This window comes from Cupriavidus sp. UYPR2.512 (genome assembly GCF_000379565.1).
In the GTDB taxonomy this organism is placed as follows: Bacteria; Pseudomonadota; Gammaproteobacteria; order Burkholderiales; family Burkholderiaceae; genus Cupriavidus.
Genome location: NZ_KB903076.1, coordinates 39,545 through 56,938, shown reverse-complemented (window position 1 = coordinate 56,938; position 17,394 = coordinate 39,545). Strand labels below are relative to the sequence as shown.

The following is a 17,394-nucleotide window of genomic DNA, read 5'->3' as shown; positions in this document are numbered from 1 at the left end:
CGTTCCGTGCTTGCCGGATGTCATCAGGTCAATTACTTATATCAGCAACGATGATATTTAGAATCAATAAACAGTATTAGCCCTGATGTAGCTTCCCGACTAGGCTTGCCTCACCTTGCGTGCGGTGAGGCCAGTCAGGACCTGGGCCGCACGCCGACGACTCAGGAGCAATGCAATGTTCAGGCAGATAGCCGAATCGATGAACCGCGCGCCGGAACCCATGGCCATGCCGGAGGAGGCGCTGACCCTGCGCAGCTGGCTGCGCCACCTTGGCGACACCGGGAGGCTGGCGGCAATAGACGAGCCGGTTGCGCTTGAGCACACCCTTGCCGCGGTCGCCAAGCGGCTGGATGGCGAGCGCGCGGCCTTCTTCAACCAGCCCGGCGGCCATGCGATTCCGGTGGTGAGCGGATTCATGTCTCGCCGCTCGTGGATCGCCGAGGCGATGAGGGTGCCCGAAGACGGCTTGCTGGAGCGCTTCCGCAGTGCGGCCGCGCAGCCCCTGCCGGTGCGCGAGATCGCCCAGTGCGAGGCAGCGTGCCAGCAGGTCATCCACCTGGACAAGGTGAACCTGCACGAACTGTTGCCCATCCCGACCCACAGCGAGCACGACAACGGTCCCTACATCACGGCCGGCCTGGCCATCGCGCGAAACCCGCGCACGGGCGTGCAGAACGTCTCGATCCACCGCATCCAGGTGCATGCGCCGGACCGCATGGCGATCCTGATGCTGCCACGCCATCTCGATGCGTTCTACCGTGCGGCCGAAGCATGCGGCGAGGCGCTGCCGATCGCCATCGTCATCGGTGTCGATCCTCTCACCATGCTGGCTTCGCAGGCCATCACACCGATCGACCATGACGAACTGGAAATCGCCGGCGCGCTGCATGGGGCGCCGCTTCCCGTGGTCAAGTGCCGCACCAGCGATGTGCGCGTGCCGGCCAATGCCGAGATCGTGATCGAGGGCCGGCTTCTGCCCGGCGAGCGCGAGATGGAAGGGCCCTTTGGCGAGTTTCCCAAGTACTACAGCAGCGCCGAGCCGCGCGAGGTCATCCAGGTCGACGCCGTCACGCACCGGCTTCGCCCGATCTATCACACCATCGTGCCGGCGGAGATGGAGCACCTGCTGCTCGGGGCGATTCCGCGCGAGGCGACCTTGCTGGCGCATCTGCAGCGCAGCCATCCCGGGGTGCAGGATGTGCATCTGTCGGTGGGCGGCGTATGCCGGTACCACTTGTATGTGAAGCTCGACAAGAAGCGAGAGGGCGAGGCGAAGAACGTCATTCTCTCGGCGTTTGGCGCGCATTACGACATCAAGCAGGTGATCGTGGTGGATACCGATGTCGACGTCCACGACCCCGCCGAGGTCGAATGGGCGGTCGCGACGCGCTTCCAGGCGGACCAGGATCTGGTGGTGATCGCGGGGGCGCAGGGCTCGGTGCTCGATCCCTCCACGACCGTCGCGGCCAGCCTGGCCGGTATCGACAACCCGGAGCCGCACCTGCAAGGCATCTGCGCCAAGATGGGGCTCGACGCGACCCGCCCGGTCAAGTACGCGGCGCATGTGTTCACGCGCGTGCGGATTCCCGGCGAGTCAACCATCGATGTGCAGGCGCTGGTGTCCGCCGACCCATCGCGCTGGAAAGCGTACCTCGGCGATGGAGCTTGATGTCATGGCCAACCAGAAACGCATCATCGTCGGTATCTCCGGCGCCAGCGGCGCCGCTATCGGCGTCAACCTGCTCAAGGCGATACGCAGCCTGGACAACGTCGAGTCGCATCTGATCGTGTCGGCTTCGGGCATGCTCACCGCGACCCAGGAACTCGGCATCAAGCGCAGCGAACTCGAGGCGCTGGCCGACGTAGTGCATAACGTGCGCGATATCGGCGCGGCGGTGGCCAGCGGCTCTTTCGTGACCGAGGGCATGGTGGTCGCGCCGTGCTCGATGAAGACACTGGCGTCGGTGGCCAACGGGTTTTCTGACAACCTGCTGACCCGCGCCGCGGACGTGGTGCTCAAGGAGCGGCGGCGCCTGGTGCTGGTGGCGCGCGAAACCCCGCTGAACCTCGCGCACCTGCGCAACATGCTTTACGCCACCGAGATGGGCGCGATCGTGATGCCGCCCGTGCCCGCCTTCTACGCACATCCGACCAGCATCGAGGACGTGGTCAATCACACCGTGGGTCGCATCCTGGACCTGTTCCAGATCGAGCACGACACGCTGGCCAGCCGCTGGTCGGGCCTCGCTCACGACTTTGCCGGCTGACGGCCAGCGCTGCGGACCGGGGCACTGATCCCGGCCGAGCTTTGAATACTGAACAGGCAGGAGACAGACATGAAAACTTGGCTCGCCCATGCCGGGCTCGCTTTGCTGTTGCTGACGGGGCTTGCCCATGCACAAGGCTATCCCACCAAGCCGATCCGCATCGTGGTGCCGTACCCGCCCGGCGGTTTCAACGACACGCTGGCCCGCATCGTCGGCAGCAGGCTCACTGCAGCCTGGGGCCAGCCCGTGGTGGTGGACAACAAGCCCGGCGCGGGCACCATCATCGGCACCTCGTTCGTGGCCAAGGCCGCGCCCGATGGCTACACGCTGCTGGTGGTGCAGTTCCCCTTCGGTGCCAATCCCTGGCTCTATAAGTCGCTGCCGTACGACACCCTCAAGGACTTCACGCCCGTCATCCTGGCTGGCCAGTCGCCGATGACCCTTGTGGTGACCAACGGATCGCCGATCCGCTCCGTGGACGATCTTGTCAAATCCGCTAAGGCCACGCCCGGCAAGATCAACTACGGCTCGTCGGGCAGCGGCTCGTCCAACCACCTTGCCATGGCGCTGTTCGAGCGCAGTGCCGGCGTCACGCTCGCCCAGGTTCCCTACAAGGGCAGCACGCCCATGCTGACCGATCTGGCCGGCGGGCAGGTCGAAGTGGCCTTCGACGCGTTGCCCCATGTGCTGCCTTTCGTGAAGTCCGGCAAGGTGCGCGCGCTTGCCGTCGCCGACCGGAGCCGCTTTGCGTCGCTTCCCACGGTGCCCACCATGGCCGAGAGCGGCCTGCCCGGCTACGACGCGTCATCCTGGCACGGCATTGTCGCGCCGGCCGGCACGCCCCCGGAGATCGTGCGCAAGCTGAACGCGCAGATCAACGACGCGCTGCGCACGGCGGATGTGCGCAATATCTTCCACGAGCAGGGCGTCAGGCCGGCCGGCGGCAGCGCGGCGGACTTCTCGGCGTTCATCGGCAAGGAACTGGCGAAGTGGAAGCAGGTCGTGCAGGACGCGGCCATCCCCTTGCAATGACGCAGCAACCACGCACATGACAAGGGGAGAACACATGGGTACGCCGAGGGACCGCTTCGACTATGTGATCGTTGGCGGCGGGTCGGCCGGCTGCGTGCTGGCCAATCGCCTCTCGCGGGACCCGGGCATACGCGTCGCGCTGATCGAGGGGGGCGTCGATACGCCGCCCGGCGCGGTGCCGGCGGAGATTCTCGACAGCTATCCGATGCCCTTGTTCTTCGGCGACCGGTACATCTGGCCATCGCTGCAGGCGCGCGCCGTGGCAGGGGCGCGCGCCAGACTCTACGAGCAAGGGCGCGTCATGGGCGGCGGCTCCAGCATCAATGTGCAGGCCGCCAACCGCGGGCTGCCGCGCGACTACGACGAGTGGGCGGCGTCGGGCGCGCCCGGCTGGTCGTGGCAGGATGTGTTGCCGTATTTCCGCAAGCTCGAACGGGATGTGGATTTCGCCAGCAGCCCGATGCACGGCAGCGACGGCCCGGTGCCGATCCGCCGCATCCTGCCGCAGGCGTGGCCGCCATTTTGCACGGCTTTTGCGCAAGCGATGGGCCGCAGCGGATTGTCCGCGCTGGACGACCAGAACGCGGAGTTCGGCGATGGCTGGTTTCCCGCTGCCTTCTCGAACCTCGATGGCAAGCGGGTATCGACCGCCATCGCCTATCTCGATGCGAACACGCGCAAGCGGACCAATCTGCGGATCTTTGCCGAGACAACGGTGAAGGAGCTGGTCGTATCCGGACGCGAAGCGCGCGGGGTGATCGCCGTTCGTGCCGACGGGGCGCGGCTGGCGCTGGAAGCCGGAGAGGTCATCGTGTCAGCGGGCGCGCTGCAGTCTCCCGCCATCCTGATGCGCGCGGGGATTGGCGACGCGGCCGCGCTGCAGGCGCTCGGCATCGAGGTGGTGGCCGACCGGCCCGGCGTTGGCCGCAATCTCCAGGATCATCCTGCGCTGACCTTCTGCCAGTTCCTCGCGCCCGAGTACCGCATGCCGCTCGCGCGCCGGCGCTCCAGCATGACGGCGGCGCGCTTCTCATCCGAAGTGCCGGGCGGCGAAGCGTCGGACATGTATTTGTCCAGCTCGACACGGGCGGGCTGGCATGCGCTCGGTAATCGGCTCGGCCTCTTCTTCCTGTGGTGCAACCGGCCATTCTCGCGCGGGCAGGTGAGCCTTGCCGGCGCCCAGCCGGAGGTGCCGCCTCTGGTGGAGCTCAACCTGCTGGATGACGAACGGGATCTGCGACGCATGGTGGCTGGTGTGCGCAGGCTGGTGCGCATCGTCGGTGCATCGGCCTTGCATCAGCATCCGGATGATTTCTTCCCCGCCATCTTTTCGCCGCGCGTCAAGGCAATGAGCCGCGTGAGCCCCGGCAATGCGATGCTCACCGCGTTGCTGGGGGCACTGCTCGATGTCTCGGGGCCGCTACGCAGAAGCCTGATCGCGCGCTTTGTCACGGGCGGGGCAAACCTGACCAGCCTGCTCGCGGATGAGTCCGCGTTGGAGGGCTTCGTGCGCCAGAGCGTCTTCGGGGTCTGGCATGCCAGCGGCACTTGCCGGATGGGCGCGCAGGCGGACCGGAGCGCGGTGACGGACGCAACGGGCCGCGTCCACGATGTCGGCCGGTTGCGCGTCGTCGACGCGTCGCTGATGCCTCGGCTGCCGACGGCCAATACCAACATTCCCACCATCATGCTCGCGGAAAAGATCGCCGACGCCATGTTGGCCGAGCGCCGCGCAACCCGGCGGGCGTTGAGCGAAGGTGCCGATCCGGGCTGAACACCGAAGCTGGAAACCAAAGGTAAACACCGAAGCCGCACTATGGGGCGCCACCAGCGCCTGGAACGAGGAGACAACGATGAAATACGATGACGAAGTCCGCGCACGTTCTTACCGCTTCCGCGACGAGTATGTCGCGTCCACGCCCGCGTGGTACCGCGGCGAACTGCATCTCGCCTTCACGCTGCTGTTCACGGGCGGGGTGGTTGCATGGTGCGCGATGAACCTGCGAGCACCGACGCTGGCGCAGTGGCTCGCGATCGTGCCGATCTTCCTGTTCGGGAACTGGGCCGAGTGGGCCGCGCACCGCTATGTACTGCATCGGCCGACGCGCTTTTTCAGCATGATCTACAAACGGCATTGCGCCGTGCACCATCGCTTCTTCACGCACGTGACGCTTGAGTACAAAGGCCAGAAACACTGGCGCGCCTTGTTGTTCCCGCCGTTCGCGCCGGTGGCTTTCGTGCTGGCCGCAGTGCCGTTCGCACTGGCGATCGGCGCGGTGTTCTCAAAGAACGCGGGGTATATCGCGCTGATGACGATGGCGGCGTACTACCTGATGTACGAAGGAATGCATACGCTATCGCACGTCACGGACAGCCCGCTGCTCGACAAGATGCCATTGGTGGGTACCGTGCGGCGCCTGCACGTCACGCATCACGATCCCGAACTGATGGCCACGCAGAACTTCAACCTGACCTTCCCGATCTGCGACACGCTGTTCGGCACGCGCAGCGATGCCCCGCGCGCGGCGCGCAGCCCGGTGCAAGGGCAGGACAGCGATGGCCGCAGCGCCCCGATCAGGCGGCGGTGCCGGATACCCTCCGGATCTCCTCGGCCACGATCGCGATCAGCGCGTCGGCGGCCGTGCTGAGCGGGCGCTGCGGATGGCTCACGCACACCAGGTGGCGCACAATGCGCGGCGCCAGGATGGGGTACACGCGCAGCCGGCCCTCGTCGACGGCGCGTTGCACCACGATGCGCGGCAGCACCGTGGCAAAACGCGTGGCCTCGACGAACTGGACGATGGTGCCGAGGATGTCGATCTCGAACTTCGGCTGCAAGGTCACGTCTTCCAGTTGCGTGGCCGCATCCAGCACGCCGCGCAAGCCATGGCGCTTGGTGGGCAGCACCAGTTCCAGTCCCGGCAGCTTGGTGAGTTCCACCGCTGCCGGCAGTTCCGGGCCATGTTCCGCACTGGTGACCAGCACCATTTCCTCGTCGTGCAGGGATTGCACATGGAGCGAGAGCTTGCCGCGGGGCTTATGCACCACGGCCGCGTCGAGCTGGCCGGCGGAAACCAGGTCGATCAGCGTGGCGCTGAAGCCGTCGGCGACTGATACCTCGACGTTCGGGTAGCGCGCGTTGAAACGCGCCAGCGAACCCACCAGCACGCTCTCCGTCTCCGACGCCACCATGCCGATGGAGATGCTGCCCGCCACTTGCTCGTCGCGTTGCATCAGCTGTTGCCGCGCATTGGCCAGGTCGCGCACGAGCGGCAGGAACAGCCGATACATCATGCGGCCGGCGGCGGTCGGCACCATGCCATGCGGGATGCGATCGAACAGCTTCTGTCCGAACTCTTCCTCCAGCTTGGCGATCTGCATGCTCAGCGCCGGCTGAACGATATTCAGCCGTTTCGCCGCGCGCGTGACGGAGCCGTCTTCGAACAGGGCGATGAAATATTGGATCTGTTTGAGGTCCATGCCAAGTGATCGATCAGGTATCAATAAATTCGTTGGACTGGAATGAGCGTATCAGTTTTTTGTCGCCCTCATCGCGTACTTTTCGGGCCGTTATTCGCGGCCGAACATTTAGCCGTGGCGCGTCAGCAGCACGGATGTGCGCATTAACGCCCATGCTGGCAGAGATCATCGTAAATGATGAAGCGAATCAAAAAACAATATTAGAACTAATACCATAACCTCCCTAAGCTCCTGTTCAACGTTGCATGTCCCGGGTGGATTCGCCTGCCGGGGCCGACGCGAAGAACGGAGTCAGGAATGAGACAGAACGATGCTGGCGGCATGACCGGCACGACACTGGAGACAGCGGTAGCGGACGTTCGCCCCGTGCCGCGTGGCATCTCCCCGTGCCGGCCCGCAATCCCCGCTAACCAGATGGACCGTCCCGGCCCCGCCAGGCGGGAAGGCCGGTCATGAGCGACAAGCGCAACCTGGCCGCGGCAGCGGCGGCCATCCACCATGCATCCGCAGCAGGCGCGGCCGCGCGCCAGCGCCACGTCGGCCGTCCGATGGAGCGGCTCGAGGACGCCGCCATCCTCACCGGCCGTGGCCGCTATGGCGACGACCTCGGCGTGAAGCCGGGCACCCTGCATGCCGCCATCGTACGCTCCCCGCATGCGCATGCCGAACTCGGCACCATCGATACCGGCGCGGCGCTTGCCGCGCCGGGCGTGCATGCGGTCCTGACCGGCGCCGACCTGGCGGCCTGGTCGCGGCCCTTCGTGGTCGCCGTGAAGTCGCCGATGGAGCAGTGGGCGCTGGCCATCGATCGCGTGCGCTACGTGGGCGAGCCGGTGGCCGTGGTAATGGCCGAGAGCCGTGCCCTGGCCGAAGACGCGCTCGACCTGGTGCGCGTCACTTACCGCGTGCTGTCGCCGGTGGTATCGATCGAAGCCGCGCTGGCCGACGATGCGCCCATCCTGCATCCCGGCGTAGGCGCCAATGTGGTGAGCGACCGCCTCTTCCGCTACGGCGAGCCTGAAGCCGCCTTTGCCGCGGCGCCGCACCGGGTCACGCTGACCGCGCACTATCCGCGCAACACCTGCACGCCGATCGAATGCGGCGTTGTGATTGCCGAGTTCCTGCCCGGTGACGAGGGCTACGACGTCACCTCCAATTTCATGGGGCCGTTCTCGCTGCATGCGGTGATGGCGATGGCGCTCAAGGTGCCGGCCAACCGGCTGCGCCACAAAGCCCCGCGCGATTCCGGCGGCAGCTTCGGTGTGAAGCAGGCCGTGTTTCCCTACGCGGTGCTGATGTGCCTGGCGTCCCGCAAGGCCGGAGCACCGGTGAAGTGGGTGGAAGACCGGCTCGAGCATCTCAGCGCCGCCACCTCCGCCACCGCGCGGCTGTCCACGCTGGAAGCCGCGGTGATGGCCGATGGCCGCATCATGGCGCTGTCCTACGACCAGGTCGAAGACTGCGGCGGCTACCTGCGCGCGCCGGAGCCCGCCACCTTCTACCGCATGCACGGCTGCCTGACCGGCGCCTACGACATCCCCAACCTGCTGGTGCGCAACCGGGTGGTGATGACCAACAAGACGCCCACCGGCCTGGTGCGTGGCTTTGGCGGCCCGCAGGTGTATTTCGCGCTGGAGCGGCTGGTGCAACGCATCGCGATGGAACTCGGGCTCGATCCGCTCGATGTGTATCGCCGCAATTTCGTCCCGGCCGGTGCCTTTCCGTATCGGGCTGCGGCAGGCGCGCTGCTGGATTCCGGCAACTACCAGCTGGCGCTGGAGCGCGCGCTGGAGGAGGGCGGCTATGAGGAACTGAAGCGCCGCCGCGATGCCGCTCGTAGCGAGGGCCGGCTGTACGGCATTGGCTTTGCCGCCATCGTCGAGCCTTCGGTCTCGAATATGGGCTATATCACCACCGCCATGCCGGCCGAGGCGCGCAAGAAGGTGGGGCCGAAGAACGGCGCCATCGCCAGCGCCACGGTCAGCGTCGACCTGCTCGGCGGCGTGGTGGTCACCATTGCCTCGACGCCGGCCGGGCAGGGCCATATGACCGTGTGCGCGCAGGTCGTGGCCGATGTGCTTGGCGTGGACCCGGCCGACGTGGTGGTGAACGTCGAGTTCGATACCCACAAGGATGCGTGGTCGGTTGCCGCCGGCAATTACTCTAGCCGCTTTGCCGGCGCGGTGGCCGGCACCGTGCATCTGGCCGCCGAGCGGGTGCGCGACAAGCTGGCGCGCATCGCGGCGCCGCAGTTCGGCTGCGCGCCTGCGGAGGTGGTGTTCGAAGACGGCCGCATTGCCCGCAAAGGCGCGCCCGAATCCGGCCTGCCGTTCACGCGTGTAGCCAGCAATGCGCCGCACTGGTCACCGCAGCAGCTGCCGGCGGGAGAAGAGCCTGGCCTGCGCGAGACGGTGTTCTGGTCGCCGCCCAACCTGGAAGCGCCGGATGAGAACGACCGCATAAACACCTCGGCCGCCTACGGCTTTGCCTTCGATATGTGCGGCGTGGAGATCGACCGCGCCACGGGGCGCGTGCGTATCGATCGCTACGTGACCGCGCACGACGCCGGCACGCTGCTCAACCCGGCGCTGGCCGATGGCCAGATCCGCGGCGCCTTCGCCCAGGGGCTGGGCGCGGCGCTGATGGAGGAGTTCCGCTATGGCGCCGACGGCAGCTTCCAGTCCGGCACGCTGGCCGACTACCTGATGCCGACCACCTGCGAGGTGCCCGATCCGGTGATCGTGCACCTGGAAACGCCAAGCCCCTTCACGCCGCTCGGCGCCAAGGGCCTGGGCGAGGGCAACAACATGAGCACGCCCCCCTGCATCGCCAACGCGGTGGCGGACGCGCTCGGCGTGCAGGACATCCGCCTGCCGCTGACCCCGGCCAAGGTGATGGCCATGGTGGGCTTCGACGATCCGCCACCGTCGCGCCCCGAATTGCTGGAAGCCATACGCGAGGCCGCCGTGCCCGCGGCCCGCAAGGGCAGTGGCAAGGCGCTCACCGCGCGCGGCTCAGTGGATCTCGACGCCACGCCCGAAGCCATCTTCGCCGTGCTGCTGGACCCGCAGGCGCTGGCCAAGGTGGTGCCCGGCTGCCACGCGCTGGAGCGCACCGCCGAGAACCACTACCGCGCCGACGTGACGGTAGGGGTTGGGATGATCAAGGCGCGCTTCGAGGCGGAGATCTCCCTGTCGGACCTCGATCCCCCGCGCCGGCTGCGGCTGGCGGGCGCCGGCATGTCCTCGCTGGGCAGCGCGCGCGGCGCCGGCCTGGTGGATCTGGTCCCGCATGGCAGCGGCACGCGCCTGAGTTACGACTACGAGGCCGAGGTATCCGGCAAGGTCGCCGCCGTGGGCGGACGCATGCTGGAAGGCGCCGCCAAGGTGGTGCTGCGCCAGTTGTTCGAATCGCTCGGCCGCCAGGCCGCCGGCAAGCCGGTACGGCCGCAAGGCTGGCTTGCCCGCCTGCTGGCCCGTTTGGGAGTTCGTCGATGAAACCATCCGCTTTCGATTACCTGCGCGCCGAAACCACGCAGCACGCGCTCGATGCGCTGGCCCGTGGCGGCGAGGGCGCGCGCGTGCTGGCCGGCGGCCAGTCGCTGATGGCGGTGCTCAACATGCGCCTGGCGCAGCCGCAACTGCTGATCGATATCTCGCGCACCGCCGAACTGAACACGGTGCGGGTGGAAGACGCTCACCTGGTGGTGGGTGCCGCGGCCACGCAGGGCAGCGTCGAATGGCGCGCCACGCTGGCCGACGAGGTGCCGCTGCTGGCCATGACCTTTCCGCATATTTCGCATTTCCAGATTCGCAACCGTGGCACCGTGTGCGGCTCGGTGGCTCATGCCGATCCGAGCGCCGAATTGCCCCTGGTGCTGACCGCGCTGGGCGGCGAGGTGGTGCTGCGCGCCGCGCGGCGCCGCCGCGTATTGCCGGCGGCCAGCTTCTTCCAGGGCATGTTGATGACGGCACGCGAGCCCGACGAGCTGGTGGAGGCGGTGCGCTTTCCGCTACGGCGCCCCGGGGCGCGCTACGGCTTTGCCGAATTCTCCGCGCGCCACGGCGATTTTGCGCTGGTGGCCTGCGCGGCCACCGTGACCGATGACGCCATCGCGCTGGCGGTTGGCGGCGTGGCGGACCGGCCGGTGCTGGAAATCTGGCCGCGCCTGCAGGGCAAGGACCTGGAGGAGGCCATCAACGATTTCAGTTGGAAACTGGGCGCGCAGGACGACGCCCATATCAGCGCGCAGTACCGCCGGCACCTAGTGCGGCAACTGGGCATGCGTGTGATCGAGGAGGCAAAATGAGCAAGACCACCAAGGGCGCCGAATCCGGCAAGCCCGCCGAGGTAATGCAGCGCCAGGAGCGGCGCCGCATCACCCTGACCCTGAACGGCCGCGAACGCAGCGGCTATTGCGAGCCGCGCGAGCTGCTGTCGGATTTCCTGCGCCACGAGCTCGGCGCCACCGGCACCCACGTTGGCTGCGAGCACGGCGTCTGCGGCGCGTGCACGGTACGCGTCGACGGCGTGGCCGCGCGCTCGTGCCTGATGCTGGCGGTACAGGCCGAGGACCGGGCCATCGATACCATCGAAGGCCTGGCGCCGGCAGAAGGCCTGAGCGACCTGCAGGAAGCCTTCCGCCGCCACCACGCGCTGCAGTGCGGCTTCTGCACCGCCGGCATTCTGCTGTCGTGTGCGGACTACCTCGAGCGCGTGCCGCAACCCACCGAGGCGCAGGTGCGCGACATGCTGTCCGGCCACCTGTGCCGCTGCACCGGCTACACCCCCATCGTGGCGGCGGTGCTCGACGTGGCCGCGCGCCGCGCGGCTGCCGGCGTGGCCAGCGAGGAGGCCTGAGATGCTTGATCTTGGCCGCACCTTCCTGCAGAGCGTGGAGCGCAGCCCGCACGCGCCCGCCATCGTCGATGGCGACCTGATGCTGACCTATGCGCAGTGGTACGAGCGTATCCGCTGCGCGGCGGCCGGCCTGCGCGAGATCGGCCTGGTGCCAGGCGATCGCTTGCTGGCCGTATTGCAGAACCGCTGGGAAATGGCCACGCTGCACTGGGCCTGCCAGTTCGCCGGCATTGTGATGGTGCCGCTGAACTGGCGCGCCAAGCCGGAGGAACTGGACTATTGCGTGCGCGATGCGGGCGTCAAGGCGCTGGTGTTCGAACCGGTCAGCGCCGATGCGGTGCTGGCCAGTCCCGCGGCGCGGGCCGTGCCCTGCATTGCGCTGGATGGCGCGGCCGGCGGCTCGCTGCCCTTCGCCACGCTACTCGCGAGCATCCCACTGAGCCCCACACCGCTGGCCGAGGCGGACGGTGTTTCTCTGATGCTCTACACCTCGGGCACCACCGGCAAGCCCAAGGGCGTGCCGCGCCGGCACCGTCAGGAGCGCGCCGCCGCGCTCGCGCACGTGGCGCAGAACCTGTATCGGCGCGGCGAGTGCACCCTCGGCGTGATGCCGCTGTACCACACCATGGGCGTGCGCTCGCTGCTGGCGATGGCGCTGGTGGACGGCCTGTTCGTCTGCGTGCGCCGCTGGAACGCCGGGCAGGCGTTGCAAGAGATCGCCGCCCACCGGATCAGCTGCCTGTACCTTGTGCCCACGCTCTACCACGACCTGCTGGCCGATGCGGGATTCGATGCCTCGGCGATTCGTACCGTGACCAAGCTCGGATTTGCCGGCGCTTCGATGAGCGATGGCTTGCTATGCCGCCTTGCGCTGGCCTTCAAGCCCGAGCTGTTCGTCAACCACTATGGTTCGTCGGAGGTGTACACCTTCAGCATCGACCAGCACGCCACCCGCAAGCCCGGCAGCGCGGGACGCGCCGGCATTAACACACGGCTGCGCGTGGTGCGCCTGGAAGCAAAGTCGCCCGACGATCTGGCGGCCATCGGCGAAGAAGGCCAGATCATTGCCGATCTGCGCGGCGACGAGGCCTTCGAGGGCTACTGGAACCGTGACGACGCCAACGCCAAGTCCTTGCGCGACGGCTGGTACTTCACCGGCGACACCGGCTACTTCGATGCCGACGGCGACCTCTTCGTCAGCGGCCGGGTCGATGACATGATCATCAGCGGCGGCGAGAACATCTCGCCGGTCGATATCGAATCGGTGCTGTCGCTGCATCCGGCGGTGGACGAGGTGGCCGTGGCCGGCGTGGCCGACCCGCGCTGGGGCCAGAAGGTGGTGGCCTTCGTCAAGCCGCGCGGCAGCGTCGATGCGCAGGCACTGGACACCTATTGCCGAAACTCTGACCTCGTCAACTTCAAGCGCCCGCGCGACTACGTCTTCGTCGAGGAGATCCCCAAGTCGCCGGTGGGCAAGATCCTGCGCCGCAAGCTGTCCGCCGGCGAATACGCACTGGCCCCGCATTCCGTGAACCCCGGCCCCAATCCCAGCCTTAACCCCAGCCCCAACCAGGCAGCGGACGCCGCGCCTGTCGACACAATCAAGGAGTAAGACATGACCCAGGTAACCGATCTGATCCATCCCGACCAGCAACGGCTCCAGCAGCTCGATGGTTTCTCCGTGGAGATCGATGCGCAGCGCGAGCGTGCGGACATCATCCTGCACCGCCCACCCTACAACGTGATCGCCATGGCGGCGCGCGACCAGCTGCGCGCGGTGCTCGAGGCGCTCGACGCGGACGAGCGCGTGCGCGTGATCGTGCTGCGCGCGCAAGGCGAGCATTTTTCCAGCGGCGGCGATATCAAGGGCTTCCTGGAGTCCTCGCCCGAGCACGTCTCGCAGCTGGCCTGGAACGTGGCGGCGCCGGCGCGCTGCGGCAAGCCGGTGATTGCCGCCAACCGCGGCTATTGCTTCGGCGTGGGCTTCGAGCTGTCGCTGGCCTGCGACTTCCGCATCGCCACCGAGACCACGCAGTACGCGCTGCCGGAGCAGAAGCTGGGGCAGATCCCGGGCTCGGGCGGCTCGGCGAGGCTGCAGAAGATGGTGGGCATTGGCCGCACCAAGGACATTGTGATGCGCTCGCGCCGCATCTCGGGCAAGCAGGCCTATGAGTGGGGCATCGCGGTGGAATGCGTGGCCGACGCCGAGCTGGAGGCTGCCACCGACGCACTGGTCGACGAACTGCGCGGCTTCTCGCCGCTGGCGCAGCGCACCGCCAAAAAGCTGCTCAACGACACCGAGGACGCGCCGCTGTCGATCGCCATCGAACTGGAAGGGCATTGCTATAGCCGCCTGCGCAGCTCGGACGATTTCCGCGAAGGCGTCGAAGCGTTCCACGGCAAGCGCAAGCCGGCATTCCGCGGCAGCTGATGTCGTTAGCGGGCGTGCTGGCGAGGCCGCCCGCATCCCGGGAGAGATGGACCGGAGCACGAGGCCCATTGACCGCGCGGGCAAGCGCTTGCGTGGCGGCAAGGTGGCGCCCGTCTGGCGTCGGTGCGGTAATCACCCCGGAAGAGATCCAGACAGAGATCCAACCAAAGGAGACAACCATGGAAGTCATAGTCAAGAAGAAGGCAGGGACTGTCAGCGGCACGGACAGCGTGGCGCTGCGGGCAGCGAGCAATCGACAGGTGTTTGGTGCCGTGACGGCTTCGTGCATGGGGTGGGCGCTGGACCTGTTCGACCTGTTCATCCTGCTGTTCGTGGCACCGGTGATTGGCAGGCTTTTTTTTCCGTCGGAACATGCCATGCTGTCGCTGGCCGCAGTGTATGCATCCTTTGCCGTCACGTTGCTGATGCGTCCGCTCGGCTCCGCGATCTTCGGCTCCTATGCCGACCGCCACGGCCGCAAGGGGGCGATGGTGGTTGCGGTTACCGGCGTTGGCTTGTCCACGGCGGCGTTCGGGCTGCTGCCCACGGTGGGTCAGGTGGGCCTGCTTGCGCCAGCCTTGTTCATCCTGTTGCGGCTGGTGCAGGGCATCTTCGTCGGTGGCGTGGTGGCTTCCACCCACACCATCGGCACGGAGTCGGTGCCGCCCTCCTGGCGCGGCGCCGTGTCCGGACTGGTAGGCGGCGGTGGCGCCGGCATTGGGGCACTGCTGGCCTCCATCACCTACCTGGCGATGACCGCGCTGTTCCCGGGAGATGCCTTTGACACATGGGGCTGGCGCTGCATGTTCTTCTCCGGCATCGTCAGTTCGGTGCTGGGCCTGTTCATCTTCAATTCGCTGGAAGAGTCGCCGCTGTGGAAGCAGTTGCAGGCGGCCAAGGGCCATGCCGCGCCGCTGGAAAACCCGCTGCGTACCCTGTTCTCCCGCCAGTACCGGGGCATCCTCCTGGTCAACATCCTGCTCACGATTGGTGGGGGCAGCGCCTACTACCTGACCTCCGGCTACCTGCCGACCTTCCTCAAGGTAGTGGTAAAGGCGCCGGCAGGCGAAGCCGCCGCTATCCTGATGCTCAGCAGTCTTGGCGTGATCGTGGCATCGATCCTTGCGGGTCACCTCAGTTCGCTGGTTGGCCGCAAGCGGGCCTTCCTGCTGATCGGCGCCCTGAACGTGGTCCTCCTGCCGCTGCTCTATCACCGGATGCCCGAGGCAGCGGACACCACCACGGTCGGCATGTACGCCGTGGCGCTCGCCATGCTGGGCAGCACGGGTTTCGCACCGATCCTGATTTTCCTGAATGAACGGTTCCCCACGAGCATCCGCGCAACGGGGACTGGCCTGTCGTGGAATATCGGCTTTGCCATCGGCGGCATGATGCCGACCTTTGCATCGCTGTGCGCGAGCACCCCCGCCGAATTGCCAAAGGTGTTGGGCATGTTCCTGGCGACTGTCACCATCATCTACCTGGCGGGCGCGGCTATTGTTCCGGAGACGGCTGGGCGCCTCGGGGAAAAGTAAGCGCTATGACTTGTCGATCTTCAGGGTGTCGATCGGAAGGCGAGCCAGATAGGCGAGGCTGGAATATCCCGAGCCGAAGTCGTCGAGCGAGGTCGATACACCAGCCCGTTTCGGCGCGTCGAGGACGGACGAAGCCTTCTCGACATCGCTCATCAGCGATCCGCGTCGGCGCGATACCTGAAGAATACCCACTCGATGGCTGGACGTGGCACTGTTCGTCGCCCGCGCCGAGCGGGCGACCTTATCCGAATCCTGATTCGGAGGCCAGGATCTGGTGGCCCAAAGAAATGCGAATCCACTGCACCCGGTAGGCACTCCGAAATCGTCACACCACATTCTTGCGCGACGGCTAGCAACTTAAAATGTTTAGTGGCTACCGACCGGCATAACGCTGCCAAAGAAATGGTTTTTCAGTTCGACCGCAAATCTGGGGAAAGGTCGCCGAACCAGGAGAGATGTCGAATCCTAATAGTAGGTGCAGATCGGGATTGCCGAGTCGCTTTGGCCGAAGACATGGGCGATAGCGCACAGCGGAATGCCGCCGGTGGCCTGGATGGTCATGGTTTTCAGCGCGGCGCCGGGTGGCACCTCCATGCGGCCGCCAGAGCATGCGACGGCATCTTCGTCAGACGTGTTCGATTAGAATCGGGACGCATCCCCGATAACGTGCCGCTGATTTTGACAGCACCATGAGCAAAAGACTTACGAGCATCGATATTGCCCGCCTGGCGGGCGTGTCCCAAACCACCGTTTCCCGGGTTCTTCAAGATCTGCCCTCGGTGAAACCGGAAACCAAGGCACGCGTCCTCAAAATCATCCAGGAGCACGAATATCTTCCCAGTGCCGCGGCTCGGCAGATGAAGACCAGACGAAGCGGCACGGTTGCGGTCGTTGTCGCAAATCTGTCGAACCCGCTCTACCCGTTATTGCTGCAGCTTCTGGTGGAACGTCTTGCCGGCCGGGGCTTTCGGACGACTGTCTGGGAACTGGACGGTGTGATGGACGATGCAACAGTGCGCGCGCTCGCAGAGAGTGCTACCGACGGCGTCATTTTTGCAACTGCCCTGGAGGAGTCCAGGGAGTTGCTGGCCAGGGTGGCAGCCGAAAAGCCCGTTATTCTCATCAACCGGTCGGTCGGTACCAACCTCTTCGATACGATCGTCAGCGACAATTACGCTGGAGGTCGGCGAGTCGCCGAGTATTTCCAGGCGGCAGGCCGCAAGCACATCGGACTGATCTCCGCCAAATCGAGCAAGAGCTCGCGCGCAAGCACCATCCGCGACCGCGAGAGGGGCTTCATGGAAGGCCTGGGGGATGTGGCACTAAGTCCCCGTTTCACCCGCGCCGATGCCGGGGATTTCGGCTATGACTTTGGGTTCCGTGCCATGCAGACCCTGTTGAGCGAAAGTCCGGATATCGACAGCGTTTTCTGCACCAACGACATCGTTGCGATCGGCGCGCTCGATGCGGCCAAGCGTTGTGGCCGATCCGTCCCCGGCGACATGTGGGTTGTGGGATACGACGATATTCCGATGGCGCGCTGGGAATGTATCGCATTGAGTACTGTGCAGCAGCCGCTGGCGGCTATGGTCGAGCAGGTTGTCGAGCGACTCGAGGCTCGCATTGGAAACCCCGCGATGAGCCCGCATACGTTCGTATTGCCCAATGACCTGGTGCTGCGCCGCACAACGTCCTGACCTTGCGCCAGCGAATTTGCTCGTTATAATGAATACGTAACCATTTTTGCTTGGGATAGCATGCTGGCGGCTCGAGTGACTAAGCATACTCG

At 66.2% G+C, this 17,394-nt stretch carries 14 protein-coding genes and 1 pseudogene; 12 read left to right on the top strand and 3 right to left on the bottom strand.

The features are described 5' to 3' along the window. The first annotated feature begins 199 nt into the window (after window positions 1–199). The 5 genes from A3A5_RS0121570 to A3A5_RS0121550 all read left to right on the top strand — a co-directional run bounded on the left by A3A5_RS0121570 (window position 200) and on the right by A3A5_RS0121550 (window position 5,947). Window positions 200–1,669 carry a UbiD family decarboxylase gene (locus A3A5_RS0121570; protein WP_035813259.1) on the top strand — a complete coding sequence of 490 codons (1,470 nt, stop codon included), beginning with the start codon at window positions 200–202 and terminating at the stop codon, window positions 1,667–1,669. A gap of 4 nt (window positions 1,670–1,673) precedes the next feature. Continuing rightward, window positions 1,674–2,267 (top strand): UbiX family flavin prenyltransferase, encoded by a 594-nt coding sequence (locus A3A5_RS0121565; protein ID WP_051108557.1) that lies wholly within the window; start codon window positions 1,674–1,676, stop codon window positions 2,265–2,267. Window positions 2,268–2,336: 69 nt separating this feature from the next. After that, window positions 2,337–3,299, top strand: a complete 963-nt coding sequence (locus A3A5_RS0121560) for a tripartite tricarboxylate transporter substrate binding protein (protein ID WP_018312598.1) — start codon at window positions 2,337–2,339, stop codon at window positions 3,297–3,299. A gap of 34 nt (window positions 3,300–3,333) precedes the next feature. Beyond that, window positions 3,334–5,073, top strand: a complete 1,740-nt coding sequence (locus A3A5_RS0121555; protein ID WP_018312597.1) for a GMC family oxidoreductase — start codon at window positions 3,334–3,336, stop codon at window positions 5,071–5,073. Between the two features lie 79 nt (window positions 5,074–5,152). Further along, window positions 5,153–5,947, top strand: a complete 795-nt coding sequence (locus A3A5_RS0121550) for a sterol desaturase family protein (protein WP_018312596.1) — start codon at window positions 5,153–5,155, stop codon at window positions 5,945–5,947. Here A3A5_RS0121550 and A3A5_RS0121545 read toward each other — a convergent pair. Next, on the bottom strand, window positions 5,874–6,779 hold the full coding sequence (locus A3A5_RS0121545) for a LysR family transcriptional regulator (RefSeq protein WP_018312595.1): 906 nt from the start codon (window positions 6,777–6,779) through the stop codon (window positions 5,874–5,876). The two genes, A3A5_RS0121550 and A3A5_RS0121545, sit on opposite strands and share 74 nt — an antisense overlap. A gap of 452 nt (window positions 6,780–7,231) precedes the next feature. Between A3A5_RS0121545 and A3A5_RS0121540 the strand changes: the two genes are divergently transcribed. The 6 genes from A3A5_RS0121540 (at window position 7,232) to A3A5_RS0121515 (ending at window position 15,605) form a co-directional block, all read left to right on the top strand. Continuing rightward, window positions 7,232–10,276 carry a molybdopterin cofactor-binding domain-containing protein gene (locus tag A3A5_RS0121540; protein ID WP_018312594.1) on the top strand — a complete coding sequence of 1,015 codons (3,045 nt, stop codon included), beginning with the start codon at window positions 7,232–7,234 and terminating at the stop codon, window positions 10,274–10,276. Continuing rightward, the gene (locus A3A5_RS0121535; RefSeq protein ID WP_018312593.1) at window positions 10,273–11,088 is read left to right on the top strand and encodes a xanthine dehydrogenase family protein subunit M; all 816 of its coding nucleotides are present in this window, start codon (window positions 10,273–10,275) and stop codon (window positions 11,086–11,088) included. Before A3A5_RS0121540 ends, A3A5_RS0121535 begins: the two co-directional genes overlap by 4 nt. Beyond that, a complete protein-coding gene (locus A3A5_RS0121530; protein WP_018312592.1) occupies window positions 11,085–11,639 on the top strand; it encodes a (2Fe-2S)-binding protein in 555 nt (184 codons plus the stop codon). Before A3A5_RS0121535 ends, A3A5_RS0121530 begins: the two co-directional genes overlap by 4 nt. 1 nt (window position 11,640) lies before the next feature. Beyond that, window positions 11,641–13,251, top strand: a complete 1,611-nt coding sequence (locus A3A5_RS0121525; RefSeq protein ID WP_018312591.1) for an AMP-binding protein — start codon at window positions 11,641–11,643, stop codon at window positions 13,249–13,251. 3 nt (window positions 13,252–13,254) lie between these two features. Further along, window positions 13,255–14,070: an enoyl-CoA hydratase/isomerase family protein gene (locus A3A5_RS0121520; protein ID WP_018312590.1), complete on the top strand. Its 816-nt coding sequence runs from the start codon at window positions 13,255–13,257 to the stop codon at window positions 14,068–14,070. 179 nt (window positions 14,071–14,249) lie between these two features. Continuing rightward, window positions 14,250–15,605: an MFS transporter gene (locus A3A5_RS0121515; RefSeq protein WP_018312589.1), complete on the top strand. Its 1,356-nt coding sequence runs from the start codon at window positions 14,250–14,252 to the stop codon at window positions 15,603–15,605. 6 nt (window positions 15,606–15,611) lie between these two features. Here the strand turns inward: A3A5_RS0121515 and A3A5_RS45025 are convergent. Both A3A5_RS45025 and A3A5_RS45430 read right to left on the bottom strand, forming a co-directional pair. Then, window positions 15,612–15,764, bottom strand: a pseudogene (locus A3A5_RS45025) (EAL domain-containing protein); the annotation flags it as partial. 306 nt (window positions 15,765–16,070) lie between these two features. After that, window positions 16,071–16,199 (bottom strand): hypothetical protein, encoded by a 129-nt coding sequence (locus tag A3A5_RS45430; protein ID WP_018312587.1) that lies wholly within the window; start codon window positions 16,197–16,199, stop codon window positions 16,071–16,073. A 95-nt stretch (window positions 16,200–16,294) separates the two neighbouring features. On the opposite strand from A3A5_RS45430, the gene A3A5_RS0121500 reads away from it, so the two are divergent. Continuing rightward, window positions 16,295–17,302, top strand: a complete 1,008-nt coding sequence (locus A3A5_RS0121500; protein ID WP_018312586.1) for a LacI family DNA-binding transcriptional regulator — start codon at window positions 16,295–16,297, stop codon at window positions 17,300–17,302. The last annotated feature ends 92 nt before the right edge of the window (window positions 17,303–17,394 follow it).